Source organism: Variovorax sp. IB41, assembly GCF_016405905.1.
Lineage (GTDB): Bacteria > Pseudomonadota > Gammaproteobacteria > Burkholderiales > Burkholderiaceae_C > Variovorax.
On the sequence record NZ_JAEFCB010000017.1, the window covers coordinates 81,163 to 106,963 of the forward strand.

General features: G+C 68.3%; 19 protein-coding genes. 10 read left to right on the forward strand and 9 right to left on the reverse strand.

From position 1 onward, the window contains the following. Positions 1-17: 17 nt before the first annotated feature. Positions 18-653 carry a TetR/AcrR family transcriptional regulator gene (locus tag JC881_RS24955; protein ID WP_198788403.1) on the forward strand — a complete coding sequence of 212 codons (636 nt, stop codon included), beginning with the start codon at positions 18-20 and terminating at the stop codon, positions 651-653. A 95-nt stretch (positions 654-748) separates the two neighbouring features. Beyond that, positions 749-1,522, forward strand: a complete 774-nt coding sequence (locus tag JC881_RS24960) for an esterase/lipase family protein (RefSeq protein ID WP_198788404.1) — start codon at positions 749-751, stop codon at positions 1,520-1,522. Positions 1,523-1,580: 58 nt separating this feature from the next. Here the strand turns inward: JC881_RS24960 and JC881_RS24965 are convergent, their stop codons facing one another. Continuing rightward, a complete protein-coding gene (locus JC881_RS24965) occupies positions 1,581-3,074 on the reverse strand; it encodes a WS/DGAT/MGAT family O-acyltransferase (protein WP_198788405.1) in 1,494 nt (497 codons plus the stop codon). A 242-nt stretch (positions 3,075-3,316) separates the two neighbouring features. Here JC881_RS24965 and JC881_RS24970 point away from each other — a divergent pair, with 242 nt between their 5' ends. Continuing rightward, a complete protein-coding gene (locus JC881_RS24970) occupies positions 3,317-5,065 on the forward strand; it encodes a long-chain-fatty-acid--CoA ligase (RefSeq protein WP_198788406.1) in 1,749 nt (582 codons plus the stop codon). Here the strand turns inward: JC881_RS24970 and JC881_RS32745 are convergent. The 4 genes from JC881_RS32745 to JC881_RS24990 all read right to left on the reverse strand — a co-directional run bounded on the left by JC881_RS32745 (position 5,002) and on the right by JC881_RS24990 (position 11,243). Continuing rightward, positions 5,002-5,712 carry a winged helix-turn-helix domain-containing protein gene (locus JC881_RS32745; RefSeq protein WP_198788407.1) on the reverse strand — a complete coding sequence of 237 codons (711 nt, stop codon included), beginning with the start codon at positions 5,710-5,712 and terminating at the stop codon, positions 5,002-5,004. The two genes, JC881_RS24970 and JC881_RS32745, sit on opposite strands and share 64 nt — an antisense overlap. A gap of 204 nt (positions 5,713-5,916) precedes the next feature. Beyond that, positions 5,917-9,135, reverse strand: coding sequence for a bifunctional cytochrome P450/NADPH--P450 reductase (locus JC881_RS24980; protein ID WP_198788408.1), 3,219 nt, complete (start codon positions 9,133-9,135; stop codon positions 5,917-5,919). A gap of 129 nt (positions 9,136-9,264) precedes the next feature. Next, positions 9,265-10,521: a branched-chain amino acid ABC transporter substrate-binding protein gene (locus tag JC881_RS24985; protein ID WP_198788409.1), complete on the reverse strand. Its 1,257-nt coding sequence runs from the start codon at positions 10,519-10,521 to the stop codon at positions 9,265-9,267. A 23-nt stretch (positions 10,522-10,544) separates the two neighbouring features. Then, positions 10,545-11,243 (reverse strand): TetR family transcriptional regulator, encoded by a 699-nt coding sequence (locus JC881_RS24990; RefSeq protein WP_198788410.1) that lies wholly within the window; start codon positions 11,241-11,243, stop codon positions 10,545-10,547. Positions 11,244-11,329: 86 nt separating this feature from the next. Between JC881_RS24990 and JC881_RS24995 the strand changes: the two genes are divergently transcribed. The 4 genes from JC881_RS24995 (at position 11,330) to JC881_RS25010 (ending at position 18,184) form a co-directional block, all read left to right on the forward strand. Continuing rightward, entirely contained in the window at positions 11,330-12,955 is a 1,626-nt protein-coding gene (locus tag JC881_RS24995) for an AMP-binding protein (RefSeq protein ID WP_198788411.1), read from the forward strand. A 10-nt stretch (positions 12,956-12,965) separates the two neighbouring features. Then, complete coding sequence (locus JC881_RS25000) at positions 12,966-16,262, forward strand: acetyl-CoA carboxylase family protein (protein WP_198788412.1); 3,297 nt, start codon at positions 12,966-12,968, stop codon at positions 16,260-16,262. Between the two features lie 65 nt (positions 16,263-16,327). Continuing rightward, positions 16,328-17,647 carry a GDSL-type esterase/lipase family protein gene (locus JC881_RS25005; protein ID WP_198788413.1) on the forward strand — a complete coding sequence of 440 codons (1,320 nt, stop codon included), beginning with the start codon at positions 16,328-16,330 and terminating at the stop codon, positions 17,645-17,647. 162 nt (positions 17,648-17,809) lie between these two features. Continuing rightward, positions 17,810-18,184, forward strand: a complete 375-nt coding sequence (locus tag JC881_RS25010; protein WP_093443582.1) for a YXWGXW repeat-containing protein — start codon at positions 17,810-17,812, stop codon at positions 18,182-18,184. A 43-nt stretch (positions 18,185-18,227) separates the two neighbouring features. Here JC881_RS25010 and JC881_RS25015 read toward each other — a convergent pair whose 3' ends face one another. Genes JC881_RS25015 through purU form a run of 3 tightly spaced genes read right to left on the reverse strand, consistent with a single transcriptional unit; the run spans position 18,228 to position 21,078 of the window. Further along, complete coding sequence (locus JC881_RS25015; protein WP_198788414.1) at positions 18,228-19,478, reverse strand: S1 family peptidase; 1,251 nt, start codon at positions 19,476-19,478, stop codon at positions 18,228-18,230. Next, positions 19,475-20,161 carry a DUF2846 domain-containing protein gene (locus JC881_RS25020; protein WP_198788415.1) on the reverse strand — a complete coding sequence of 229 codons (687 nt, stop codon included), beginning with the start codon at positions 20,159-20,161 and terminating at the stop codon, positions 19,475-19,477. Before JC881_RS25020 ends, JC881_RS25015 begins: the two co-directional genes overlap by 4 nt. A gap of 59 nt (positions 20,162-20,220) precedes the next feature. After that, positions 20,221-21,078, reverse strand: coding sequence for a formyltetrahydrofolate deformylase (gene purU, locus JC881_RS25025; RefSeq protein WP_198788416.1), 858 nt, complete (start codon positions 21,076-21,078; stop codon positions 20,221-20,223). Between the two features lie 224 nt (positions 21,079-21,302). Here purU and JC881_RS25030 point away from each other — a divergent pair, with 224 nt between their 5' ends. Further along, positions 21,303-22,637, forward strand: coding sequence for an aminotransferase class III-fold pyridoxal phosphate-dependent enzyme (locus JC881_RS25030; protein ID WP_198788417.1), 1,335 nt, complete (start codon positions 21,303-21,305; stop codon positions 22,635-22,637). A gap of 30 nt (positions 22,638-22,667) precedes the next feature. Here JC881_RS25030 and JC881_RS25035 read toward each other — a convergent pair whose 3' ends face one another. Next, on the reverse strand, positions 22,668-23,423 hold the full coding sequence (locus JC881_RS25035) for an alpha/beta hydrolase (RefSeq protein WP_198788418.1): 756 nt from the start codon (positions 23,421-23,423) through the stop codon (positions 22,668-22,670). A 325-nt stretch (positions 23,424-23,748) separates the two neighbouring features. Here JC881_RS25035 and JC881_RS25040 point away from each other — a divergent pair, with 325 nt between their 5' ends. Then, positions 23,749-24,330 (forward strand): hypothetical protein, encoded by a 582-nt coding sequence (locus tag JC881_RS25040; protein ID WP_233102020.1) that lies wholly within the window; start codon positions 23,749-23,751, stop codon positions 24,328-24,330. 14 nt (positions 24,331-24,344) lie between these two features. Continuing rightward, positions 24,345-25,730 carry a CsgG/HfaB family protein gene (locus tag JC881_RS25045; RefSeq protein ID WP_198788419.1) on the forward strand — a complete coding sequence of 462 codons (1,386 nt, stop codon included), beginning with the start codon at positions 24,345-24,347 and terminating at the stop codon, positions 25,728-25,730. Positions 25,731-25,801 lie beyond the last annotated feature (71 nt).

Here is a 25,801-nt window from a genome sequence, read left to right on the forward strand (position 1 = left end):
CACAAGCCCAACCGGTTGTGGCCAGCTCCAACACCACGCGCGATCGCATCCTGCAGACCAGCCTCGCGCTGTTCAACGCGGAAGGCCTTGCGGCCGTGTCGACGCACAAGATAGCCGCCGAGCTCGGCATGAGCCCGGGCAACCTGCACTACCACTTCAAGGCCAAGCAGTTGATCGTGGAGTGGCTGTTCCGGCGCTTCGAGCAACGGCTCGAAACGCTCAACAGTTCCTCGCCATCGATCTCGGCCATCGACGATCTCTGGCTCGCGCTGCACCTGCGCTTCGAGGCCATCGACGAATACCGCTTCATCTACCGCGACATGGCCTTCCTGGCCAGCGAGTACCCGGCCCTCGGCCAGCGCGCGCAGGCGCTCACCGCGCAGAACCTGCTGGCCGCGCAAACGCTGTGCGAAGGGCTCGTCGCCTCGGGCGTGATCGAGACCAGCGCCGAGCAGGCGCGCATCCTGGCGCTGCAGATGGTGTTCACCACCACCTGCTGGCTGTCGTTCGAACGGCTGGTGCCGGGGCGCGATTCGCTGGCGCAGGCTGATCCCGGTTTGGCGGCTTTCTACACGCTCACGCTGGTTTCTCCGTATGTTTCCAGCGAATCGAGGGCTTACCTTGATTACCTGAGGGGCAAATACCTCGGATAACTGTCGGAGTCGTCCGACGGGAGAGTGCAACCATGGCCCCTCAAGCTCGTCCTCTCAAAGATAAAACGCCAAAGATCCGAAAGGAAGCCGCCTCCATGACCACCGCCACCCACGATCACATCGCGCCGCCCTCGCGCCTGCTGCTGCTGGCCGAAGCACGCGCCCTCTGGGAGACCGGCGCCGGCATCGCCATGTGGCCGCTCCTGCAACTCACGCCGCGCGGCGACGGGCACCCGGTGCTCGTGCTGCCGGGCCTGGTGGCGAGCGACGTTTCCACCCTGCTGCTGCGCCGCTACCTCGCGAGCCGCGGCTACGACGCGCACGGTTGGGGCCTGGGCCGCAACCTCGGTCCGCGCGAAGGCGTGGAAGACGGCATGGTCGAGCTGCTCAAGACCCTGAACGACAAGAGCGGCCAGAAGGTCAGCGTGATCGGCTGGAGCCTGGGCGGCGTCTACGCGCGGCTGCTGGCCTCGGCCCATTCGGGCCTCATCCGCAACGTCATCACGCTGGGCAGCCCGTTCTCCGGCAGCCCGCGCGCCACCAACGCATGGCGCGTGTACGAAGGCGTGAGCGGCCAGAGCTCGCACGACCCGCGCCGCATGAAGTTCGTCGAGCCCACGCCGCCCGTGCCGACCACCTCGATCTTCAGCCGCACCGACGGCGTCGTCGCCTGGCGCTGCAGCCTCGAGAAGACCGGCCCGCAATCGGAAAACATCGAGGTGATGGCGAGCCACCTGGGGCTCGGCGCGCACCCCGCCGTGCTCTATGCGGTGGCCGACCGGCTCGCGCAACCCGAGGGCGAATGGAAGCCCTTCAACCGCGGCCTGCTGGGGCCGCTGGTGTATCCCGATCCCGACCGCGACATGTGATCGGTCGATCGCGCGCTCGATGAAAAAAGCCGGCGGATGCCGGCTTTTTTCATGGGCGTCAGGCTGTTGCCCGCGCCCTGGTTTTTTTCGCTGCGGGCTTCTTTGCGGGCACCGGGATCGCCGCGCCCGCAGCCGGCGTCTCCTGCATCCGTGCCATCAACAGCTTGTGCTCGGCCAGCATGTAGTCGCCGATCTCGATGACGTCCGGCACCGCGCGGCGGCAGGCGATGAGGCCGTAGTCCATGCGTCCGTTATAGCTCTGCACCGTCACGTTGAGCGCGGTGCCGTGCGCGGCGATCGACACGGGGTAGTTGCACGTCACCAGCGCACCCGCGAAGTACATCGGGAAGGGCGCGCCCTGCACGTTGGAGATGGCCACGTTGATCATCGGCGGCAGCACGTTCACCAGCCCCGAGCGGCCGATCAGCGAGGCCATGCCCGACATGAACCACGGCGCGGCGAAGCTCGGGAAGTCGTCGAGGATCAGCGGCTTGAAGCGGTTCACCACCGACTTGGATGCGTTCGACGACAGCGCGATCTGCTCGAGGCGCTCCACCGGATCGGCGACATCGCTGGCCAGGCTCACGGTCATGCCCGTCACCTGGTTGTTGGCCGTGCTGTCGCCCGCTTCGCGCAGGCTCACGGGCACGCCGGCCACGAGCGACTTCGCGGGCAGCTCGTTGCTGTCGGCGAGGTAACGGCGCAGCGCGCCCGAGATGGTGCCCATCACCACGTCGTTGAGCGACACGCCGAAGTGCCGCGCGAGCTGCTTGGTCTCGGCCAGCGAGATGGTGCGGCCCGCGAAGCTGCGCTGGTTGGTGATCGGCACGTTGAACGGCGTGCGCGGCGCGAGCAGGTTGAAGCGCCTGGCGAACGAGCGCGGGTCCTTGGCTGCGGCGGCATCGCCGCGCTGCGCGAGCCCGCGCGCCGCACTCCCGAGCGCGGGCATCAGCTTCACCACCTTGATGTATTGCGCCGCCGTGTTGCGCAGCGCCGCGCCGGCCAACTCGGCCACTCCGAGCTGGTAACTGCTGCGGCGCGCGCGCGGGCGCGGCGGCTTCACCACGCGGCCCGTGGGCGCCATGTCGAAGATGGCCTTGCCCACCTCGATGCCCGCCTGCCCGTCGATGCCCGCGTGGTGCATCTTGGTGTAGAGCGCGACCTGCCCGCTCTTGAGGCCATCGATGATGAAGAACTCCCACAGCGGCCGGCTGCGATCGAGCAGCGTCGAGTGCAGCCGCGCCACGTACTGCTGCAACTGGCGGTTGGTGCCCGGCTGCGGCAGCGTGATGTGGCGCACGTGGTAGTCGATGTCGATGTCTTCGTCCTCCACCCACACCGGGTTCGACATGTCGAAGGGCATCAGCGCGAGCTTGCGCGTGAACACGGTCGCCAGGTGCAGGCGCGCCGCGAGGCAGGCCTTCGCGTCTTCGTAGAAATCGCCCTGGTAGCCCTCGGGCAGGTCGAGCACGTTGAGCGAGCCCACGTGCATCGGCATCTCGGTGGTCTCGAAATGCAGGAAGGTGGCGTCGACGCCGCTCAGGTGTTTCATGATGGCAAGCCTCGGGGGTGGACCTGCGATTGTTCCCATCGGCGCGCGCTTTGACGCGGCACGACCGCCGGTGTTTACCCGGCAGCTTTGTATGCCCGTGCATGTGCCGCGTCGGCGCCGCGCGGGCCCATACATTCCCAAGGGGAAACCCCGCATTCGAATGCGCGCGAAGGGCCTCGCCGAACCGCCGGCAAGGGCGTAACGTGTTCCTGCTGTTGCCACACATCAGGGAGCCCGCACCCATGACGACCAGACCGCTACTGGCTGACGCCCACCCCTGGGTCTCCTCCTACCCCGCCGGCGTGCGGTGGGATGCGCCGCTCGCGCGCACGCCCGTTCCGCAGCTGCTCGAGGAAGCCGTCGCGCAATGGCCCGAGCGGCCCTTCCTCGACTTCATGGGCCGCCGCATCAGCTACCGCGAATTCGGCGCGCTGGTGGACCGCGCGGCCGCAGGCTTCCAGAAGCTGGGCGTCGGCCCCGGCGTGCATGTGGGCCTGTACCTGCCCAACTCGCCGCACTATCCGATCGCGTTCTTCGGCGTGCTGCGCGCGGGCGGCACGGTGGTCAACTATTCGCCGCTCGATGCGGAGCGCGTGCTCGAGCACAAGGTCGAAGACAGCGAGAGCGACTTCCTCGTCACGCTCGACCTGGCCGCGCTCTATCCGCAGATGGCGCGGCTCATGGGGCACTCGCGCCTGAAGAGGCTGATCGTCGGCGCGCTCGACGAATACGCCGGCGCACCCGGACCCACGCGCGCCCAGATGCAGGGCGCGGGCCTGCTCGCGCCGATGGCCGACGACGCGCACCACATGACGTTCGCGCAGCTGCTGGACAACGATGGCCGCCACGAGTACCGCCCCGTCGCCGATCCGGCCGATGCCATCGCCGCGCTGCAGTACACCGGCGGCACCACGGGCCTGCCCAAGGGCGCGATGCTCACGCACGGCAACCTCACGGCGGCCTGCGCGCAGTACGTCGAAAGCCTCTCGGGCAATGAAGCCATCGTGGCCTTCGGCGAGGAGCGCATCCTCGCGGTGCTGCCGCTCTTTCACATCTATTCGCTGGTGACGAACCTGCTGATGGGCATTCGCCTGGGCGCCGAGATCATCCTGCACACGCGCTTCGAACTCGACACGGTGATGAAGACCTTCGACGCGCGGAAGATCACCGTGTTCTCGGGCGTGCCGACGATGTACATGGCGATGATCGGCCATCCGAAGGCGGGCGAACTCGACCTGCGATCGCTGCGCTCCTGCGGCTCGGGCGGCGCGCCGCTGCCGGTCGAGGTGGCGCAGAAGTTCTTCGCGCTCACGGGCTGCCAGATCAACGAGGGCTGGGGCATGACCGAGACCTCGCCCACCGGCAGCTTCACGCCCGCGCGCGGCCGCCGCAAGGCCGGCTCCTGCGGCATGCCGCTGCCGGGCATCACGCTGTCGATGCGCGACCTCGTCGACCCCGACCAGGAGATGCCGCTCGGCCAGCGCGGCGAGCTCTGCATCTCGGGCCCGAACGTGATGAAGGGCTACTGGAAGAACGAGGCCGCCACGCGGGCCAGCATGACCGGCGACGGGTTCTTTCGCAGTGGCGACGTGGCCTACATGGACGAGGACGGCTTCGTCTTCATCGTCGACCGCACCAAGGACATGCTGCTGTGCGGCGGCTTCAACGTGTACCCGCGCACCATCGAGGATGCGATCTACGAGCACCCTTCGGTCGAGGAGGTGTCGGTGATCGGCATCCACGACGACTACCGCGGCCAGTCGCCCAAGGCCTTCATCAAGTTGAGGAGCGGGGCCGAGGCCTTCACGCTCGACGAACTGAAGCGTTTCCTGAAGGACCGGCTCGGCAAGCACGAGATGCTGCAGGCCATGGAGATCCGCGCCGAGCTGCCCAAGACGGCCGTCGGCAAGCTCTCCAAGAAAGAGCTCTACGACGAAGAGAACGCCAGGCGCGACGCAGGCACCTCGGGCGCCACGGTGAGCAGCTCGTAGCCGCGCTTGTAGGCGGCGCGCAGCAGCACGCCGTTTTCCTCGCGCAGGTCCAGCTTCTTGCGGATGCCGGCCGCGGCGATGTCGAGCGCACGCGCGCCCTTGCGCGGCAAGTGCTTCCACAGCGCGATCCACAGGAAGTCGCGCGTGAGCAAATGGTCGGGGTTGCGAAACAACATGAACGCGAGCTCGAATTCGCGCGGGTCGAGCTTGAGTTCGCGGCCCCGGTGCAGCACGGCCCGGCGCTGCGTCAGCAGCCGGTAGTCGCCGCAGATCAGGTCGTCCGTGCGCGTGGTCTGCGGCACGGGTCCGCGTGCGCGCGAGAGCAGGGTGCGCATGCGCCATTCCAGTTCGTGGTCGGCGATGGGCTGCAGCGCGAAGTCCACGATGGCGTGGTTCCAGCTGAGCGTGTCGAAATCGGGCGGCGCATGCCAGAGCGCGTCGTCCGTCAAGAGCAGCGTGGGCAGGCCCAGCTGGCGGCAGGCGGTGGCCAGTTCGTGCCAGGCCACGGTGCCCGACGGGTTCAGCAGCAGCAGGCCGAAGCGCCAGCCGTTGCGCAGCGCCGCCAGAAGGTCCGTGGCATTGCGGAACAGGGTGGGGGCATGGCCCTTGGCAGCGAGCCTGCGTTGCAGCGCAGACCGTTGATTCACATCCCCGTCCACGACAGCCACGCGCAGCGGTTCATCGGCCCTGACCATGCTCCAAGTCTCCCCGGTTCCAGAAGTTGAACGAATCGCGAAATCTCGGGATACCGAGATCGCGATGCCGTCGATCTTCTTCGGGGAGGCCTAGGCGTGAAAAACTAGAACCGTGGGAAAGCTAGTCCAGATGTTCCAATTTTCTTCGGACGCCGATCAGGTGCCCGCCCACACGTCGAGCACGTAGCGCTGGTCGGCAATCATCTGGTCCATCCAGGCGTTGCTGTCGTGCCCGTGCTCCCGCGCGATGTCGGTCAGCGTGCGGCGCACGTCGGGCTCCATGCGCGAGCCGTCGCCGCACACGTAGATCACGCCGCCCGCTTCGAGCAGCTTCCACACGGCCGCGGCCTGCTCGCGGATCAGGTCCTGCACATACACCTTGCGATCGCCCGAGCGCGAGAAGGCGGTGTGCAGCTTCATGAGGCCGCGGTGCGACCAGGCCTGCAGCTCCTGGGCGTAGATGAAATCCTGCGCCGGATGGCGGCAGCCGAAGAACAGCATCGCCTCGCCCAGCTTCTCGCCGCGCTCGGTGCGCGCCGCGCGCTCCTGCAGGAAGCCGCGGAACGGCGCAAGGCCGGTGCCGGGGCCGATCATGATGAGCGGGCGGTTGGCATCCTCCGGCAGGCGGAAGCCCTCGGCCGTGGTCTCGCGGATCACGCCGTGCACCGTGTCGCCCGCCTCGGCGCGCGCCAGGTAGTTGGAGCACACGCCCTCGAAGGTGCCGTTGCCAGAGAGCGCGGGCTCGCTCACCACGCCCACGGTGACGCTGCAGCGGCCCGGCGTCATCGCCGGCGACGAGGAGATCGAGTAGTAGCGCGGCGACAGCGGCGACAGCATTTCCAGGAACACCGCGAACGGCACCTGGCAGGCGCGGTGCTCCTCGAGCAGCTCGAGCAGCGACTTGCGCTTGTGCAGCACCTCGGCCTTGTACGCGGCCTGCGAGGCCTCGTCGCTGCCCGAGAGCGCCAGGAGCTTCGGCTTGGTGAACGGGCACTCGGTGTGCGCGGCGAGCGTGGCGATCTGCTTGCGCGTGGCCACGTCCTGCAGCTCGACGTAGTCGCCCAGCAGGCGATCGACCGCGATCACCTGGTCCACCGGCAGCGCGGTCTTGCGGCCCGGCGCGGCCGAGAGGCGCACGTGCGCCGAGCGGTCGAAGCCGAAGCGCGCCATCGCGCGCTCGACCTGCGCGGGGCTGTTGCGCGGCACCACGCTCAGGTGGTCGCCGGGCACGTAGTTCACGCCCTCGGGCAGCATCAGTTCGACGTGGCGCGTGGAGCGGCTGCTGCCGGCATCGCCGCCGGGGCTTTGCAGTTCGCGGTTCTCGACCACGCGCAGTGCCACGGCGCCCAATGCATCGACCAGCGCGTTCTTCTGCGGCGGCGGCAATTCCTCGAGCGTGTAGAGCGGCTCGGCCTCGGCCGGCGTGTCGGCGCCGGCCTTGATGCCGAAGGCCTTCACCAGCGTCGGCCAGAGCGCATCGCTCCAGTCCTGGAAGGCGCCGTCCATGTCCTCGCGCGCGTCGCCTTCGCCGCGCGGGTGCACGCGGGTGGCGCCGAGCGTTTCGAGCCGTTCATCGATGCGGCGCGGCACGGCCTGGTAGGTGGCGGCCCAGTCGGTGTTGCCGCAGCCGAACACGCTGAAGCGCACGCCGTTGAGCGCATCGTCGGCCTTGTCGAGCCAGCGGTGGAACTCGGCCGCGTTGTCGGGCGCCACGCCGTTGTACGAGGCGCAGACGATCGCCACGGCGCCGTTGGCCGGCAGGCGCTCGGCGTAGTCGTCCAGCGACGCCACCTGCGTGGAGAAGCCGCGCAGCTCGCCGGCCTCGGCCAGTTGCCGCGCGAGGTCCTCGGCCGTGCCGAGGTTGGAGCCCTGCAGCACCAGCAGCGAGGTGCCGTGGCGCGCCGCCTGCGGCTTGCGCGCGATGGGCTTGGCCGGCGCATCGGGCGCCGCGGCCGCCTCGCCGTTGCCGCGCGGGCGCGAGGCCGGGTCGCGCAGGAGCGCCTTGATCTTGAAGTTCTCCGGCTTGATCGTGAGCGCTTCCTTGATCTTGAGCTTGTAGCCCGTGTGATCGACCAGGTTGAAGCGCTGCAGGATCATGCCCAGCGTGAGCACCGCTTCCTGCAGGGCGAACTGCCGCCCGATGCAGGCGCGCTGCCCGTTGCCGAAGGGCTTGAAGGCATTCACCGGCCGCTCGCGCTCGGCTTCGCGGCTGAAGTGGTCGGGGTTGAACTCGTCGGCGTCCTCGCCCCACACGCCCTTGTCACGGTGCAGCGCCAGCGCATGCATGATGACCATGTTCTTCTTCTTGATCGTGTACTGGCCGCCGATGGTCGTGTCTTCCTTGGCGCGCATCGCGATGGCCGGCGCCGTCGGGTACAGCCGCAGCGCTTCCTTGAGCACCTGCATCACGTACTGCAGGCGATTGACCTGCGCATAGGTCGGTTTCTGCGTGGTGTCGGGCCCGAACACGCTGTCGACTTCGGCCTGCGCCTTGGCCAGCGCCTCGGGGTTCTTCAGCAGGAAGTAGGTCGCGAACGACAGCAGGCCGCTGGTGGTTTCGTGTCCCGCGATGAGAAATTCGATGCACTCGTCGCGGATCATCTTGTCGTCGAGCTTCTCGCCGCTCTTCTTGTCCACGCCCGCGATCATGTAGCTCAGCAGGTCCGGCTTGGTGGCGATGTCGGCACCGCTCGCGCGCCGCTCTTCGATGATGTCCTCCACCATCTTGTGCATGAAGCGGATGTCCTTGCGCTGCTGCGCCAGTTCCTTCTTCAGCATCAGCTCCTCGAGCGGCAGCCCGCGGCGGTTCTGCACCGTCTCCAGCGTGCGCACCATCGCATCGACGAAGGGATGAAAGCCCTCGCGGTAGAACGAATTGAAGCGGTAGCCGAAGCCGCACAGGCCGATGGTGTCCAGCGTGAGCGCGGTCATGTCGCGCACCACGTCCACCTCTTCGTCGAAATTCAGCCGCTCCCACTTGGTGACCAGCTGGCTCGCGATGTCCAGCATCATCGGGTGATAGGCCTGCATCGCGCGCTGGCTGAAGTTGGCCAGCAGGATGTTGTGCGGCTTGGACCACGTCTCCTCGTGCGTGTCGGAGGTGAAGAGGCCGTGCGATGCGGCGCGCAGCCGGCGCAATGCGCCGCGCGTGCTCTTGTCGAAACGTGCTTCCTCGCAGAGTTCGTCGACCAGCGCGGGCGAGGACACCACGATCACCGGCATGCCCGGCATGTCGAGCCAGTAGATGCCGCCCAGGTCCTGCGCGATCTTCCACATGTCGAGCACGGGGGAGTCGGAGCCGATCGACAGCAGGTTGCCGACGAAGGGTTTCTTCGCCGGATGGGGGATCGGATGGAGCGAGTTCTTGCCTGCCATTTGGTGTTGTGCCTTTGGAATGGACCCGCTTCGGAAATCCGGGAGGTATCACCCGGAGTATCCCGACGGCACAGGGGGCAGGCAGGACGGGGTTTCCCCTAGAAATTGTCTGCGCCCGTCATGCGTTGCTCAGGGCCGCACCATCTTGCACTCCGTGCCCTGCGCGAGCTCGTTGCCCGTATAGACCGCATCGGTGCGGAAACCATAGTTCGTACCTTCCCAGCCCGTCTTCACCGCCTTGCCGTCCACCGGCGCGATGGTGTTGACCACCTGCGGCAGCAGCAGCTGGTGGTCTTCGGCGCGCATGCGCACCGGGCCGACCACCGAATCGAAGCTCAAGTCTTCGAGCGCGCGGGCCACCTTCACGGTGTCGGCGCTGCCGGCCTTGTTGATGGCGGCGGCCAGCAGGCGCGGCGTCATGTCGATGCGCGGCGCGAGAAAGTCCTTGCCGGTCTTGGCCTTGTAGGCCTTGGCGAGCGCATCGGCCTTGGGCGTATCGGCCTGGCCCGGATGCCATTCGGCCACCCAGGTGAGTTGCCCGGTCTTGGCCTGCGACACCGCGGTGACCGTGCCCGGCACGGAGCCCGCGCTGTGGTTGAAGTAGCGCAGGTTGTAGCCCGCGTCGCCCGCGGCTTTGAGCAGCAGCGTCATGTCCTGCCCCCAGTTGCCGGTGATGACCGAATCGGCGCCGCTCTGGCGGATGTTGGCGATGTAGGGCGCGAAGTCCTTCACGCGGCCGATGGGATGCAGCGCCTCGCCCACGAACTGCACGTCGGGCCGCGCGAGGCCCACCATCTGCCGGCCGTAGCTGGCCCACTGCTTGCCGTGCGCGTAGTCCTGGTTCAGCAGGTAGACCTTCTTCACATCTGGCGTCTTCTTGATGTAGTTGGCCAGCGCCTTCATCTTCATCGCGGTGTTGGCCTCGGTCTGGAAGTGCCAGAAGCTGCAGCCCTTGCCGGTCATCTCGGGGTCGATGGAGGAGTGGTTCAGCACGATGAGCTCCTTGCCCGGGTTGCGCTGGTTCCAGCGCGCCACCGACTGCACCAGCGCCGTGACCACCGACGAGCCCGAGCCGCCCGTGACGATCGCCTTGGCGCCCTGGTCGATGGCCGCCTGCAGCGCGCTCTGGCTCTCCTGCGCCGAGAGCTTGCTGTCGAACTGCAGCAACTGCAGCTTCGTGCCGCCGAGCACGCCGCCCTTGGCGTTGATGTCCTCGATGGCGTACTGCGTGTGCATCAGCATCAGCTCGCCGACATTGGCGAATGGGCCCGAGAGCGGATCGATGTAGGCGATCTTGTAGGTCGGCTGCTGCGCGTGCGCCGCACCGGCGATGCAAAGCAGGCAGGCAAGGGCGATCCGCGCCGGGGGCGCTTTCTTGAACTTCATGGTGTGTCTCCGGAGGTGGGTGGTCAGTCTTTGGCGCAGAGGCCGATCACGCGGCTCGCGAGCATCGTGAGCTCGGCCACCACCTCGTCGGGCGAGAGGCGGCCGCCGGGGCGGTACCAGCTGTACAGGAAGCCCGGCAGGCTGCAGGCCGCGAGTGCGGTGATCTTGGTCTCGCCGAAGTCAAGGTCGCCGTCGCGCCGCGCCTCTTCGAGCAGCGGGCACAAGAGGTCGTAGAAGTGGTGCGCGAGCTTCTTCTGCGCCGCGATGTATTCGGGGCGGTACACCTGCGGCTCGCGGTACGCGAAGAACGCAACCGGGTGGTGCGCGATGGTCGCGCGAATGAGCCGCTCGATGCCCTCGAGCACCTTCTCGCTCGCGCGGCGCGGATCGCCCGCCGCGAAATCCAGCGCGGTGAAGCAGTCGACCGCGGGGCGCCACGAGAGCGTCTCGAAGATCTCCTGCTTGTCGCGGAAGTAGTAGTACACGAAGGGCTTGGTCACGCCGAGCGCGCGGACGATCTGCGCCATCGTCGTGTTGGCGTAGCCCTGCGCGGCGAAGAGCTGCGCGGCCGCCTGCAGGATGCGCTCGCGCTGCGCGTCGGTGCCCTGCGTCGCGGCGCGCTGGCGGCCGGTGCCCTGCGGCAGGTGCGGCTGTGCCGTGGTGGCCGTCGGTTGCTCGGTGGCCCCAGAGGGTTTGTGCCGTGTCGCGGAAGTTATACCCATGGGTAGGATTGTTCGTGCACCATGCACCCATTGGCAAGCGCCTGCCCCCTGCAGGCGGCTATCGATAACCCTGAGAAAGAGACGCCATGGAGACACTGCCCGACCGCCCGCAACAGCCGCTGCACGAGTACCTGCGCACCCACGCACGCGAACGCGGCGAGCGCGCCGCCTGCATCTGGTACGGCCATGCGATGAGCTGGGCCGAGCTGGACCGCGCGAGCGATGCATTCGCCGCGCGCCTGCAGGCCCTGGGCGTCGCGAAGGGCGAGCCGGTGGTGCTCTTTCTCAACAACTGCCCGCAGTACCTGGTCGCGCACTTCGGCATCCAGAAGATCGGCGCCATCGTCTGCCCGAGCGGCCCGCTCAACAAGGAGCATGAGCTCGCCTACCAGGTCAACGACCTGAAGGCGCGCGTGATCGTCGCGGCCGCGCCGCTGCTGCCGGTGGTGCGCAAGGTGCAGCCCGAGAGCGCGCTCGCGCATGTGTTCGTGGTGCACTACGCCGACCTGCTGCCCGCGCCGTCGGCGCTCGACCTGCCGGCCGAACTTGCCGCCGAAATTGCGGCCGAGCAGAAGGCCGCGCGCAGCGTGCCCGCCGATTGCGAAGACTTCCTCGCGGTGATGAAGTCCGGCGCGAAGCCGGAGCCCGTTGCCATCGACATGGACGACGTCGCGCTCATGACCTACACCTCGGGCACCACGGGCCTGCCCAAGGGCGCGATGCTGAGCTACGGCAATGCGCTCTTCAAGACGCGCGCGGTGGTCGACTGCAACGGCGTGCGGCCGGACGACGTGCTGCTCTCCATCGCGCCGCTGTATCACATCGCCGGCATGCTGATGGGCGTGAACGTGCCGGTGCTCAGCGGCGCCACCTCGGTGCTGCTGCACCGCTTCGATCCGCGCGCGGTGCTGCAGGCCATCGCCACCTACAAGGTCAGCTGGTGGTACAGCATCGCGCCGATGAACGTGGCGTGCATGCAGGTGCCCGACATCGCGGGCTTCGATTTGTCGAGCCTGAAGATGAACCCGGTGACCAGCTTCGGCATCACCTTCACCGAGCCGCTCGCCGCGCAGTGGCGCTCGCATGCGGCGAACTGCAGCTCGTTCGAAGCCGCCTACGGCCTGAGCGAAACCCACACCTGCGACACCTACACGCCGCACCATGCGCCGCGCTGGGGCACGCAGGGCATCGCGGTGCCAGGCGTGACGATCCGAATCGTGGACGCCGACACCGGCGCCGACATGCCCACCGGCGAGGTCGGCGAGATCGTGCTCACCAGCGCCGGCTCCTTCAAGGGCTACTGGAACAAGCCCGAGGCCACCGCGGCCACGCTGCGCAATGGCTGGGTGCACACCGGCGACATGGGCAAGCTCGATGCCGACGGCTACCTCACCTTCATCGGCCGCTTCAAGGAAATGATCAAGGTCTCGGGCTACAGCGTGTTCCCCGAAGAGGTCGAGACCATCCTCATCAAGCATCCCGCCGTGGCGCAGGCCGCGGTGATCGCGCAGCCCGATGCCGAGAAGGGCGAGGTGGTGAAGGCGTTCATTGTGCGCAAGCCTGGTGCCGCGCTCGATGCCGATTCGCTCATCGCCTGGTCGCGCGACAACATGGCCAGCTACAAGGCGCCGCGCGCCGTGAGCTTCATCGACGCCTTGCCAACGACAGGTGCCGGCAAGGTGCTGCGCCGCTTGCTCAAAGACCAGAACTGAAAGACATCGCGTGTTCTCCAAAGTCTTGATTGCCAACCGCGGCGAGATCGCCGTGCGGCTTGTGCGCGCGCTGCGCGACCTGGGCATCGCTAGCGTGGCGGTGCATGCGCGCGACGATGCGTCGGCGCTTCATGTGCAACTGGCCGATGCGGCGGTGGCGCTCGATGCGACGGGGCCCTCCGCGTACCTGGACGTGGCCACGCTCGTCGCGGTCGCGAAGGCGCAAAGCTGCGATGCGGTGCATCCCGGCTATGGCTTTCTCAGCGAGCGTGCGGATTTCGCCGAGGCCTGCGCGGCTGCGGGGCTGGTCTTCATCGGGCCGACGCCCGAACAGCTGGGCCTCTTCGGCGACAAGGCGCGCGCACGCGAATTGGCCACGCAATGCGATGTGCCCGTGATGCCCGGCAGCGCGGGCGCCGTGACGCTCGCACAGGCGCGGGTCTTCTTCGCCGAACAGCATGCGCAGGGCGCGGGCGTGATGGTCAAGGCCATCGGCGGCGGCGGCGGGCGCGGCATGCGCGCGGTGCTGAATGCCGAGGATCTGCCCGAGGCGCATGCGCGCTGCATGTCCGAGGCCAAGGCGGCATTCGGCATCGAGGGCGTGTATGTCGAGCGGCTGATGCGCAATGCACGGCACATCGAAGTGCAGGTGCTCGGTGACGGGCAGGCCGTGGCCAGCCTCGGCGAGCGCGAGTGCACCTTGCAGCGGCGCTTCCAGAAGCTGGTGGAGATCGCGCCCAGCCCGTCGCTGCCGGAGGCGCTGCGCGCGCAGGTCACGCAGGCGGCGCTGCGCATGGCGAAGGCGGTCGGGTATCGCGGGCTCGGCACTTTCGAGTTTCTTGTCGATGCGGCATCGGCGACGCTGCCGTTCGTCTTCATCGAAGCGAATCCGCGCTTGCAGGTCGAGCACACGGTGACTGAAGCGGTCACCGGGCTGGATCTGGTGCAACTGCAGATGGCCGTGGCGGCTGGCGAATCGCTCGGCGCGCTGGGCATCGAGGCCGACCGCACCGCGCCGCAGCGCGGCTTCGCGGTGCAGTGGCGCATCAACGCCGAGACGCTCGATGCGCAAGGCAACGCGCGGCCCTCGGGCGGCACGCTCGCGCGCTTCGACCTGCCGAGCGGGCCCGGCGTGCGCGTCGATACGCATGGCTATGCGGGCCTCGCGCCTTCGCCACACTACGACACGCTGCTTGCCAAGCTGATCGTGCATTCGCCGTCGCCGCGTTTCGCCGATGCGCTGCGCCGCTCGCTGCGCGCGCTGGACGAGTGCCGCATCGACGGCATCGCGACCAATCTCTCGCTGTTGCGCGCCATCGCCGCGCGGCCCGAGTTTGCGACGCAGGCAGTGCATACGCGCTTCGTCGAGGCGCACCTCGGTGACTTGCTTGCCGCTGCCGCATCGCTCGATAGACATGCCAAGGGCATCGCGCCCGCCGCCGCACAGACGGCAACGTCTGCGGTCGATGAGTCGGACGATGGCCTGACGGTCAAGGCGCCGATGCCCGCGAAGCTGGTGCAGTTCGAAGTGGCCGTGGGCGACGTGCTCCCCGCCGGTGCGCAGCTCGGCGTGCTCGAGGCGATGAAGATGGAGCACTTGCTGCACGCGCCGTTCGCAGGCCGCGTGGTCGCGCTGCTCGCCGAGTCCGGCGACTATCTCGTGGAAGGCCAGTCGCTGGTGCGCCTGGAAGCCGTCGATGCGCAGGCCGTCGAAGCCGAGGCGCGCACCGAGCACGACCTCGATGCGATCCGCCCGGATCTGCAGAAGGTGATCGACCGCCACGCACCGACGCTCGACATCAACCGAAAGCCGGCCGTCGACAAGCGCCACGCGCAAGGCGGCCGCACCGCGCGCGAGAACATCGCCGATCTTTGCGACACCGCCTCGGACCCCGGCAACTTCATCGAATACGGCGCGCTCGCCATCGCCGCGCAGACGCGCCGCCGCACGCTCGAAGACCTGATCGCCAACACGCCGGCCGATGGCATGGTGACGGGACTGGGCAGCATCAACGCGAAACAGTTCGGCCCCGAGACATCGCGCTGCGCCGTGCTGGCCTACGACTACACGGTGCTCGCCGGCACGCAGGGCATGCGCAACCACCACAAGACCGACCGGCTGCTGGGGGTGGCACATCAATTGAAGTTGCCGGTGGTGCTGTTCGCCGAGGGCGGCGGCGGCCGGCCCGGCGACACCGACATGCCAATCGTCGCGGGCCTGAACAACCACACCTTCAGCCAGTTCGCCGCGCTCTCGGGCAAGGTGCCGGTGGTGGGCATCGTGCATGGCCGGTGCTTTGCGGGCAATGCGGCGCTGTTGGGCTGCGCGGACGTGATCATCGCCACGCGCGGCAGCAACATCGGCATGAGCGGGCCCGCGATGATCGAAGGCGGCGGCCTGGGCACCTTCGCGCCCGAGCAGATCGGGCCGAGCAGCGTGCAGTCGCGCAACGGCGTGATCGATATCCTCGTGGAGGACGAAGCCGCCGCCGTCGCCGCGGCCAGGCAATACCTCTCGTACTTCCAGGGCCCGACCGCCGATTGGCAATGCGCCGACCCGCGCACGCTGCGCCACGTGGTGCCCGAGAACCGCCTGCGCGTGTACGACGTGCGCGCGGCGATGCGCGGCGTGGCCGACACGGGCTCGCTGCTCGAGCTGCGCGCGGGCTTCGGCGCGGGCATCGTCACCGCGCTCGCGCGCATCGAGGGCAAGCCGTTGGGCCTCATGGCCAACAACCCGCATCACCTGGGCGGCGCGATGGACGTGGAGGCTGCCGACAAGTCCGCGCGCTTCATGCAGCTGTGCAATGCGCACGGGCTGCCCATCGTCTCGCTGTGCGACACGCCCGGCTTCATGGTCGGCCCCGAGATCGAGGCGCAGGCGCAGGTTCGCCACGTGTGCCGCATGTTCATGGTGGCCTCGCACCTGCGCGTGCCCTTCTTCGCGGTCGTGCTGCGCAAGGGCTACGGCCTCGGGGCGCAGGCGATGACGGCCGGCGGCTTCGACGCGCCGGTGTTCACCGTGGCCTGGCCCACGGGCGAGTTCGGCGCGATGGGGCTCGAAGGCGCGGTGCGCCTGGGCTTTCGCAAGGAGCTCGCGGCAGTGCCCGAAGGCGCAGAGCGCGATGCGCTTTTCAAGAAGCTCGTCGCGCAGCAATACGCGAACGGTGAAGCGATTCACATGGCGCAGACGCTGGAGATCGATGCGGTCATCGACCCGGCCGAAACCCGCACCTGGCTGGTGCGCGGATTGGCTTCCGCCACGCGTGCAGCAGCACCTGTTTCTCCCTATGTAGACACTTGGTAACCACGCGCTAGACCCCGTCGCGCCAGAGGGCAAGGCGGCTCCGTAAACTGGGCCGCTTTGCACGCATGAACCTCGTCTCCCGCTGGCTCGGCAACCTTCGCGAAGTGGCACTGGCGCACTGGGTCGCGGCCTTCTGCCTCGCCGTGCTGGCCGTCGGCGTGCAGGCCGTGCAGCCTGATCACAAGCCGCGGCAACCCGTCGAAGCGCATTGGGTCGGCAGCTGGGCCGTGGCGCCGCTGGACTTTCGGGAACTCGCCGCGAACCCGAACGTGGTGCACAAGCCAGCACCCGGCGGCGATCAATTCCGTGGCCAGACACTGCGCCAGCAACTGGCGCCCACGCTCGGCGGCGAGCGCATCCGCATTCGTTTTTCCAACCGCTTCGGCAAGGCGCCGTTGCGCGTCGCGGCGGCGAGCGTGGCGCGCAGCACGGGGGGCGATGCGATTTCTCCGGCGACGCTGCGGGTGCTGCGTTTCGGCGGCCGCGCGAGCCTCACCATCGCGCCCGGCGCCGATGCCTGGAGCGATGGCGTGGATCTCAAGATCGAAGCCGGGCAGACCGTGGCGGTCAGCGCGTTCTTCGACCGCGCGACGCCCTACGGCACGGTGCACCTGCTCTCCGTCGACACGAGCTGGGTCGCACCGGGCAATGCGGTCGCGGCATCGAAACTGCAGGGCGCGACGACGCTGCCGCTGAACCATATCGTGACGGGCCTGGACGTGCTGACCACGAAGTCGGTGCGCACCGTGGTCGCGTTCGGCGACTCGATCACCGCGGGCGGCGGCGAGGGCGGCGACGGCGCGTACCCCGACATGCTGGCCACGCGGCTGCGCGACAGCCCGCAGCCGGCGCACGAGGTGTCGGTGCTCAATGCCGGCATCGGCGGCAACCGCCTGCTGGTCGATGGCATCGGCCCGCACGGGCTCTCGCGTTTCGCGCGCGATGCGCTGGGGCAGAGCGGCGTGACGCACACGATCGTGCTGCTGGGCACCAACGACATCGGCCGCAGCGTGTTCCTCGGGGCGCCCGGCAATCCCGACACCGTGCGCGATCTTCCGACCGCCGAGCGCATCACCGAGGGGCTGCAGCAACTGGTGAAACAGGCGCGCGCCAAGGGCATCAAGGTGCTGATCGGCACGGTGCCGCCGTTCAGGAACACGCCCTATTGGACGGAGGCCAACGAGGCCATGCGCAACGCGGTCAACCGCTGGATACGCAGCCGCCAGGATGTCGATGGCGTGATCGATTTCGACGCGGCGTTGCGCAACCCCGCGGACCCGCAGACCTTGAATCCGCAGTTCGACAACGGCGACCACCTGCACCCCAACAACGCCGGACATGCCGCGATGGCCGCGGCCATCGACCTGAAGGAATTGCAGGAGTGAGCGCTCGCAAAAGCGCCTGAGCGCGCCCGGCGGCGGTTGATGGCACGCCTTGGGGCCGGAGAAGGGGAAACAGGTCTACACAAGATTTCGCGTGCCGCTTACAGGCGGTTCACACGGCCCCGGCAGCATGAAGGCTCACCAACAACTCATGAGGGGTTCCCCATGAAAAAACTCGCAATCTCCTTCGCCGTCGGCGCTGCCTCGTTGCTCTCGATGGGCGCTGCAATGACCATCCCCACGACCGCGCAAGCGCAGCCTGTGGTCATCCAGGTCGCACCCCCGCCGCCGCGCGCCGAACGCGTGCCGCCGCCGCGCCGCGGTTATGTGTGGGCACCGGGTCACTACGAGTGGCGAGGCGGCCGCCACGTGTGGGTGCGCGGCGTCTATGTGCGGGCCCGCCCGGGCTACGCGTACCGCGCGCCGGAATGGCGCGAGAACAATGGCCGTTGGGAATACAACCGCGGCCGCTGGGACCGTGACGGCGACGGCGTGCCCGATCGCCGCGACAGCCGTCCGAACAACCCCAACCGCAACTGACGATGCGGCGCCCCGGCGGTGACGCCGGGGCCGCGGGACCTTTCTAGCGGATGCTGACCAGCTCGAGGGTCTCGCGCACCTGGAATGCGATGCCGCCGGCTCCCCCCCGTGTCTGGGCTTCGAAGCGGACGACGCGTCCGAGTTCGGGCGAGTACCAGACCTCGGCCCAGTACTTGCCGTACTGGTTGCCACCCACCGCACCTGCATTCGCGAAGCGCTGCGTGTAGCCGCGGTACTCGATGCGCACCGCCTTGATGTCCTGGCCGCCGACCTTCACGGTGGTGTCTTCCATCACCGTGGCGTCGAGCTCCATGTTGATGCGCGATCCACCGAAGACGGTGCTGTAGCGCGTGCGCCAAGCGGCTTCCTCCTTGAGATTCGGCTTGCCCCAGCCGCCCGGCGGCATGGCCGCGTCGAAGTCGCCCGCGATGGCCGTGGTGACGCTGACGACCTCGCCGCCGGGGTTCTCGATCCAGCCGCCGTTGTTGAAGCTGATGCGATCGTCGGTGGCTGGGTCCGCGCGGTAGAACACCTTGCGGTAGGTGTTGGTCAGCCGGTCGTGCAATTGGTACTCGATGACGCTCGGCCGGCCCGCCGCAATGGTCGCGCTCGCCGGGGTCGTGCCGCCGGCCGTCGCTGCAGGAGGCAGCGAGGTCAGGCGTTCGATGGCCACGCGGCCGCGCGCCGGCAGCTCGGCAATCCATGCCGAAGGCATCGCGAGATTCGCCGCGGGCGTCGTGCCGAGCAGTCCCACCAGCCGTCCCTGGGCGTCGAACAGACCGGCACCGCCGAGCCCCGCCTCGGGGGCCGACGCGAGTTGCAGCGCTTCGAGTTCGCCCGCACCGCTGCGCCGCATGCCGGCGAGCATGCCGATGCCGAGCGTGAGCTCCTTGCCTCTGGGCGCGCCGACGATGTAGAGGGGCATGCCGACCTGCAAGGCCGTCGCCGGCGCGATGGCCGGGGTGGACGGCGCGAAGTTGGCGATCCGCAACTGGCACAGGTCGCGCTCGACGTCCGGAAATTCCAGCGTCGCGCCGTAGCTCACGTTGTCGCGCTTCAGCGCCACCGAACTGGCCTTCGCGAGCAACTGGCAGCTCGTGACGGCCGTGCCTGGGCCGGTGGCCACGGCGCTGCCGGTGGCGAGGGTCTTGCCTTGCGCGTCGCTGGCCTGCACCACCCAGACGGCCGGGGACACGCGTGCGAAGAGCGCATCGGGCGCGAGCGGGGCTTGGGCCGACGCGGGAAGCGAGACTGCCAGGGTCAGCGCGAAGGAGGCGAGCAGGTGGTGTCTCATCGGGTGGGCTGCAGCAGCAGTCGGAGATCGTTGACGGGCGTCCTGGCGAAAGGCGTGACCTCGGATGCCGCAGGGACGGGTTTCGGTGTGGGCGCGGTCGGCGGCTGAATGGCTACGGCCGCAGGCGCTGGTGCATTCGGCGCGACCGCAGCCTGCCGAACGGGCGCCGCAGTCGCAGTCTCGGCCGCTGGAGCTGCAGGCAGCGGCGGCGCTGTCGGCGTCGCGCTCGCCGCCTTGGCCGAGACCGGCACCGTGCCGCCATAGGCCAGCGGCGGCAAGGCGCTGCGGCCTTCCGCTTCGCCGACGCGCTCGAACGCCGGCTGGCCGACGAGGAAGCCCATGCTGATGCTCATCTGCACATACGCGGTCTGCCTGGGCCGCAGCACTATGTTGATGCTGCCTTCGGCTTCGGTGCGGGCGGTGGCGCGGTAGGTACCGGCCGGCCTGTCGATGAAGAAGAAGCTGTTGGGTTGCGACTTGCCCACGACCTGGCCGTTGACCGAGACCTCCGGCTGTACCGCCGCACCCAGGATCGAGTTCCGGTAGAAGTAGATGCGCCCCTCGTTCTCGCCAAGCGAAGGGAGGTTTTGCGAAACCTCCGAGAAACGCGGCCCGGTGGCCGAACATCCGAACAAGCAGGCTGCAAGAACAGCCAGCACGCACCCACCAAGCCAACGTCGCATTGCGCCTTCTCCTCTTTTGGCGCCGGATGCTACACCCGCCCGCAGCGGATGCGGGTGGGTCAGCGGAACACGACCGTCCGGTGCCCGTTCAGCAGCACGCGGTGCTCGCTGTGCCACTTCACCGCGCGGGCCAGCACCTGGCTCTCGGTGTCGCGGCCGCGGGCCGTGAGGTCTTCGACGGTGTCGGTGTGGTCGGCGCGGGCCACGTCCTGCTCGATGATCGGGCCTTCGTCCAGGTCGGCCGTCACGTAGTGGGCGGTCGCGCCGATCAGCTTCACGCCGCGGCCGTGCGCCTGGTAGTAGGGCTTGGCGCCCTTGAAACTCGGCAGGAACGAGTGGTGGATGTTGATCGCGCGGCCCGCCAAGTTGCGGCACAGGTCGTTGCTCAGGATCTGCATGTAGCGCGCGAGCACCACGAGCTCGGCGCCTTCGGCCTCGATGATTTCCAGTTGCTTCGCCTCGGCCTGCGCCTTGGTCGCACCGGTCACCGGGATGTGGTGGAACGGCACGTTGTAGCTGGCGGCCAGCTGGTAGAAATCGCGGTGGTTCGAGATGATCGCGCGCACGTCGATGGACAGCAGGCCGCTCTTCCAGCGGAACAGGAGGTCATTGAGGCAATGGCCTTCCTTGCTCACCAGGATGACCGTCTTCATCGGCTCGGCCGCGGCGTGCAGCTGCAGGTTCATGCCGAAGCCGGCCGCGAAGGTCTTGAGCGCATCGCGCAGCGCGGCTTCGCCGTGATCGCCGCAGGCGAAGCGCACGCGCATGAAGAACAGGCCCGTGCCGTGGTCGTTGTACTGGGCCGCCTCTTCGATGTTGGCGCCCCGCTCGAGCAGGAAGCCCGAGACGGCATGCACGATGCCCGTGCGGTCGGGGCACGAGAGGTTCAGGATGTAGGCCGGCGTGTTAGTCGTCATATCAGTTCAGTTGCTCGATCGCTTGGCAGGCGGTGTTGCCGCATGCCTTTTTCCAGGGATACCGCGGAACCGGCTTTGCCGGGCCGCTGGTATCGCCCCCGGCGAGGGGGTTGGCGGCCACACGCAGTGGGCAAGCCTGGGGGCGATCCATGTCCGGGGGCATGATTGTCGCAGGGGTGCCAGAATCGCGATTTTCCCTCGACAGATAACCGCAGGAGCGAGACATGGCCTACCAGGACTTCAACATGGGCAACCAGTGGCTGCCCTTCACCCCCAACCGCCATTTCCAGAAAGACCCGCGCGTCTTCGTGGCGGCCGACGGCATGGAATTCACCACGCACGACGGCAAGAAGGTGATCGACGGCGTCTCCTCGCTCTGGTGCGTGGGCGCGGGCCACAACCGAAAGCCCATCAACGAGGCCATCAAGACGCAGCTCGATACGCTCGACTACGCCACCGCCTTCCAGGTGAGCAACGACAAGGCCTTCCGCGCGGCCGAGATGATCGCCGCGCTCGCCCCGGGCGATCTCAACAAGGTGCTGTTCTGCAACTCGGGCAGCGAGGCCGCCGACACCTCGATGAAGGTGGCGCTGGCCTACCACCGCGCGCGCGGCGAGGGCCACCGCAACGTGTTCATCGGCCGCGAGAAGGGCTACCACGGCGTGGGCTTCGGCGGCATGTCGGTGGGCGGCATTCCGGGCAACCGCAAGGTGTTCGGCTCGGCGTTCCTGCCGCGCGTGGATCACATGCGCTTCATCCACGATCCGGTGAACCACGCCTACATCCACAACGAGGAGCCGGTGTGGGCCGAAGACCCGCTGGTCGAGCTCGAAACCCGCATCCTGCCGCTGCACGATCCGAGCAACGTGGCCGCGATCATCGTGGAGCCGGTGGCGGGCTCGGCCGGCTGGTACCTGCCGCCCAAGGGGTACCTGAAGCGCCTGCGCGAGATCTGCGACAAGCACGGCATCCTGCTCATCTTCGACGAGGTCATCACCGGCTTCGGCCGCATGGGCACCAACTTCGCGTCGGACTATTTCGGCGTGGTGCCCGACATGCTGAACTTCGCCAAGTGCGTGACCAACGGCGTGATTCCGCTGGGCGGCGTGATCTGCCGTGACAAGCTCTACGACGCGATGATGAAGACCGACGCGCCCGAGCACGTGGTCGAGTTCTTCCACGGCTACACCTACTCGGGCCACCCGGTGGCCTGCGCCGCGGCCATCGCCACGCTCGATCTCTTCAAGGAAGAAAACCTCTTCGCCCGCGCCGGCGAGATGGGCAAGGTGCTGGGCGATGCGTTCCACAGCGCGTTCAAGGGCCTGCCCAACGTGATCAGCATCCGCAGCCTGGGCCTGGCCGCAGCGGTGGAGCTCGCCCCCATCGCGGGCTCGCCGGGCAAGCGCGCGTTCGATATCTTCCTGGAGTGCTTTCACAAGGGCGCGCTGGTGCGGCCCGCGGGCGACGTGCTGGTGATGGCGCCGCCGTACATCGTGGAGAAGTCGCACATCGACACGCTGGTCAACACGCTGGCCGATTCGATCAAGAAGCACGCCTGAGACGTCAGCCCCGCGGCGTTGCGGCGCGGGCTACGGGCCGACGAAGTCGGCGATGGCTTGTACTGCAGGCTGATCCAGCCCGCCGAAGCCATGCGTCGCCTGGTGGCCGCAGAGGTCGCCGACCGGCTTGCCTCCGCCGAGCTTGATCACCGACTTGCGCTGCGTGCCCGAGAGCCGGTCGACCACGAGCGGCAGGTCGCGTGGCGCGGTGACCGAGCAGGCATCTTCTTCGTGCTGCAGCACCAGCACGGGCACGCGGATGTCTTCCAGCGGAAGGTGTGTCACCGCTTTGCCGGACGTGAAAGAGGAATCGCTCGAAATGGGAGATGCGAGCACCAGTCCGTCGGGCCCCGCGAGCGCGGCGCCCAGCTTCAAGGCCGCTGAAACCGCCGACTCCGTTCCGCGGCTGTGGCCGATGAGCCAGACCGGCACGCCGGTCTGCTCCCGCAGCCATTTGATGGTGGCGCCGATGTCGGCGGCGTGCTCGGCGCTGTCGCGAAAACCGCCGAGGCCCGAGCGCTTGTCCGAGGGCGCATCGATCACCACGACAGCGATGCCCCGTTGCGCGAAGAGGCCGCGCGTGCGAACGAGAAAGCCCTGTTCGCCCCAGCCCATGCTGCCGTTCGGAAAGAACTTCAGCGATCCGTGGCCGCCCGCGATCAGCACGGCGGCGGCACGCGGCGGGGTGTCCGGCTCGACATACAGCATGCGCTGCGTGATGCCCGGTCGCGTTTGAAGGTCGACGATGCTTTCCTTGGCAACGGCGTTCGCCGTCGACAACGCCATGAGACAGACGGCGGCCCCTCGGACCGCCGCGCTTCGGACGCGCGTGAAGGCCATGCAATTCCCCCTCGTTGTTTGAATCGGCGCAGTGCGCCAGCTCCTTGGCCGACGCCACTATATCGGCGCGTTCAGGCCGCGACCACGCGCGCGTGCGATACATAGGAAAGGCACGCTCCGCCTTCGGGTCGGTCGCGCGTCCATGGTTTGCGCGGGTCATTTCTACCGGTATCCGGTATACCGCCCGCGGCTTCCCGTCCCTAGCATCCCCTCCGGAAAACATAGCACTTTCGAATTCAGAAGTGCGCATTCCGAGAAGGGAACAAGAGCCATGCGACGCGTATCTCCCCCCGCCGGCACCGTGCGTGCCGGCCGCAACCGAAGCGGGCGCCTGACTGCGCTCGCGCTGTGCCTGGCCGCCGCTTGCACCGGGCTGCCGGCCCTGGCCAACAACGTCGGCGAGAACGCCGCGTGGCAGTTCCAGACGAGCACCGACAAGGTCAACCAGGCCGCCATCCAGGACATGATCCGCAAGCAGAAGAGCGGCTACTACGCGGCGCCGGTCTACAACACGACCAACAACGTCGGGCGCCAGTACAACTGCAACGTTGCGGCCAACTCGACCGGCAACGACGGCAACAACAGCACGGTCGCCAATTCGCCGAGCACCGCGGGCGCCACCTCGGGCGCTTCGGGCAACGACAGCCGCACGGCGGTCGGCACGACCGGCGGCGCGACGGTGGGCACCTCGCAGGCGAACAGCGGCCCGGTCGCTTCGGGCATCGTCGGCGGCACCAGCGCGCAGGTGCAGGGCGCGGCCAACCAGGCGCTCAACTCGAACCAGGGCAACACCGGCGCGCAGACCGCGAGCGTCGCCGGCAGCTCGGCGTGCGCGTTCGGCGTGCTCAATTGAACGGGGCGCGCGACATGCACATCACTCATACCCTGGCGCTCGTGACGGCCGCACTGGCGCTGGCCGGCTGCGTCTCCGCGCCGCAGCAGCGCTTTGCACCGCAGGAGGCCCCCGTGGTGCTCGGCCCGGCCGTGCGCGACAACGTGACCCCGATGGAGCCGGTGCTCGCCTGCTTTGCCGACCACATCGCCTCCACGCGCCGCCCGCCGGTGGTCATCGGCGTGGGCGACGTCAAGGACTACACGGGCAAGTACAGCATCAACGAAGGCAACGCGATCACGCAGGGCGGCGCGCTGATGGTCTATTCGGCGCTCGGCAAGCTGGGCGGCGCGGTGAGCATCGCCGAGCGCTTCGACCCAGTGATCGCCGAGCGCGAGCTCGCGTACGCCGACCGCCGCCAGTTGGGCGACGGCCGCACGCACCAGCTCGCGGGCCCTAACGGCGGACAGGCCGTGCCGTGGCTGCCGTACTTCGGCGGCACGATCAACAAGTCCGACTACTTCATCGTGGGCGGCATCACCGAGCTGAACTACAACATCAACTCGGGCGGCGTGGAGTTCGGCGTGAACCAGGTGGGCGTGAAGGCGCGCACCTTCAGCCAGTCGGTGGGCGTGGACCTGCGCATCGTGGACACCAAGACGCTGATGGTGGTGCGCACGGTGAGCCTGACCAAGCAGTTCAACGGCTACGAAGTGGGCCTGAACGTGTTCCGCTTCTTCGGCAGCAAGCTGTACGACGTGGACATCGGCGCCAAGGGCCAGGAGCCGGTGCAGATGGGCGTGCGCGCCGCGCTCGAAGAGGGCGTGGTGCGGCTCATGGCGGCCGTCACGCAGGTCGACCACCAGCCCTGCATGACGCTGCGCCCGGGCGGCGGCGAGCAGATTCCGCTGGTGCCCGCCGCCGAACTGCGCAAGGTCCAGAACCCCGTCGATGCCACCGTGGGCGGCGCGGCGATCGCATCGCCCGTGGCGCAGGGCGGCGTGGCCGTCAACGCCGTGGGCCAGGGCGGCTCGCGCCTCACGGGCACGGCGACGCAGGTGCCGTTCGACTTCGGCGCCACGACGCTCGGGGGCAGCTCGCTCGCACTCATCGACCAGATCGCCGGCGCCGCGAAGAAGGGCGCCGCCGACATCGTGCTGGTCGCGCGCGACACCGAGAACTGGGACGCCCGCAAGCGCGACGAACTCACCGACCGGCGCATTGCCGAGGTCACCTCGGCGCTGGCCAACCGCGGCGTCGCGCCGGGCGCGATCACCGTCACATGGCGCCCCGATGCGGCCGACACCTCGATCCACCGCGACGGCCCCGGCCTGCAGGAGATCGCGAAGCTGCGCGTGGGCAGCCCCGTGGTGAGCGGCGCGGTCGATGCGCCCATCGAAGGCGCCGTCAAGGGCGACTGAGCCCAGCCCCCGCACGCCGCGTTTCCCGTCACACCTTTCCGTTCCCGAGCGTTCTCCATCCTTTGAGGAAT

Coding starts and splice junctions, on each gene's coding strand:
- JC881_RS24960 (WP_198788404.1), top strand. CDS start 749: ATGACCACCGCCACCCACGATCACATCGCGCCGCCCTCGCGCCTGCTG.
- JC881_RS24965 (WP_198788405.1), bottom strand. CDS start 3,074: ATGAAACACCTGAGCGGCGTCGACGCCACCTTCCTGCATTTCGAGACC.
- JC881_RS24970 (WP_198788406.1), top strand. CDS start 3,317: ATGACGACCAGACCGCTACTGGCTGACGCCCACCCCTGGGTCTCCTCC.
- JC881_RS24980 (WP_198788408.1), bottom strand. CDS start 9,135: ATGGCAGGCAAGAACTCGCTCCATCCGATCCCCCATCCGGCGAAGAAA.
- JC881_RS24985 (WP_198788409.1), bottom strand. CDS start 10,521: ATGAAGTTCAAGAAAGCGCCCCCGGCGCGGATCGCCCTTGCCTGCCTG.
- JC881_RS24990 (WP_198788410.1), bottom strand. CDS start 11,243: ATGGGTATAACTTCCGCGACACGGCACAAACCCTCTGGGGCCACCGAG.
- JC881_RS24995 (WP_198788411.1), top strand. CDS start 11,330: ATGGAGACACTGCCCGACCGCCCGCAACAGCCGCTGCACGAGTACCTG.
- JC881_RS25005 (WP_198788413.1), top strand. CDS start 16,328: ATGAACCTCGTCTCCCGCTGGCTCGGCAACCTTCGCGAAGTGGCACTG.
- JC881_RS25010 (WP_093443582.1), top strand. CDS start 17,810: ATGAAAAAACTCGCAATCTCCTTCGCCGTCGGCGCTGCCTCGTTGCTC.
- JC881_RS25015 (WP_198788414.1), bottom strand. CDS start 19,478: ATGAGACACCACCTGCTCGCCTCCTTCGCGCTGACCCTGGCAGTCTCG.
- JC881_RS25020 (WP_198788415.1), bottom strand. CDS start 20,161: ATGCGACGTTGGCTTGGTGGGTGCGTGCTGGCTGTTCTTGCAGCCTGC.
- purU (WP_198788416.1), bottom strand. CDS start 21,078: ATGACGACTAACACGCCGGCCTACATCCTGAACCTCTCGTGCCCCGAC.
- JC881_RS25030 (WP_198788417.1), top strand. CDS start 21,303: ATGGCCTACCAGGACTTCAACATGGGCAACCAGTGGCTGCCCTTCACC.
- JC881_RS25035 (WP_198788418.1), bottom strand. CDS start 23,423: ATGGCGTTGTCGACGGCGAACGCCGTTGCCAAGGAAAGCATCGTCGAC.
- JC881_RS25040 (WP_233102020.1), top strand. CDS start 23,749: ATGCGACGCGTATCTCCCCCCGCCGGCACCGTGCGTGCCGGCCGCAAC.
- JC881_RS25045 (WP_198788419.1), top strand. CDS start 24,345: ATGCACATCACTCATACCCTGGCGCTCGTGACGGCCGCACTGGCGCTG.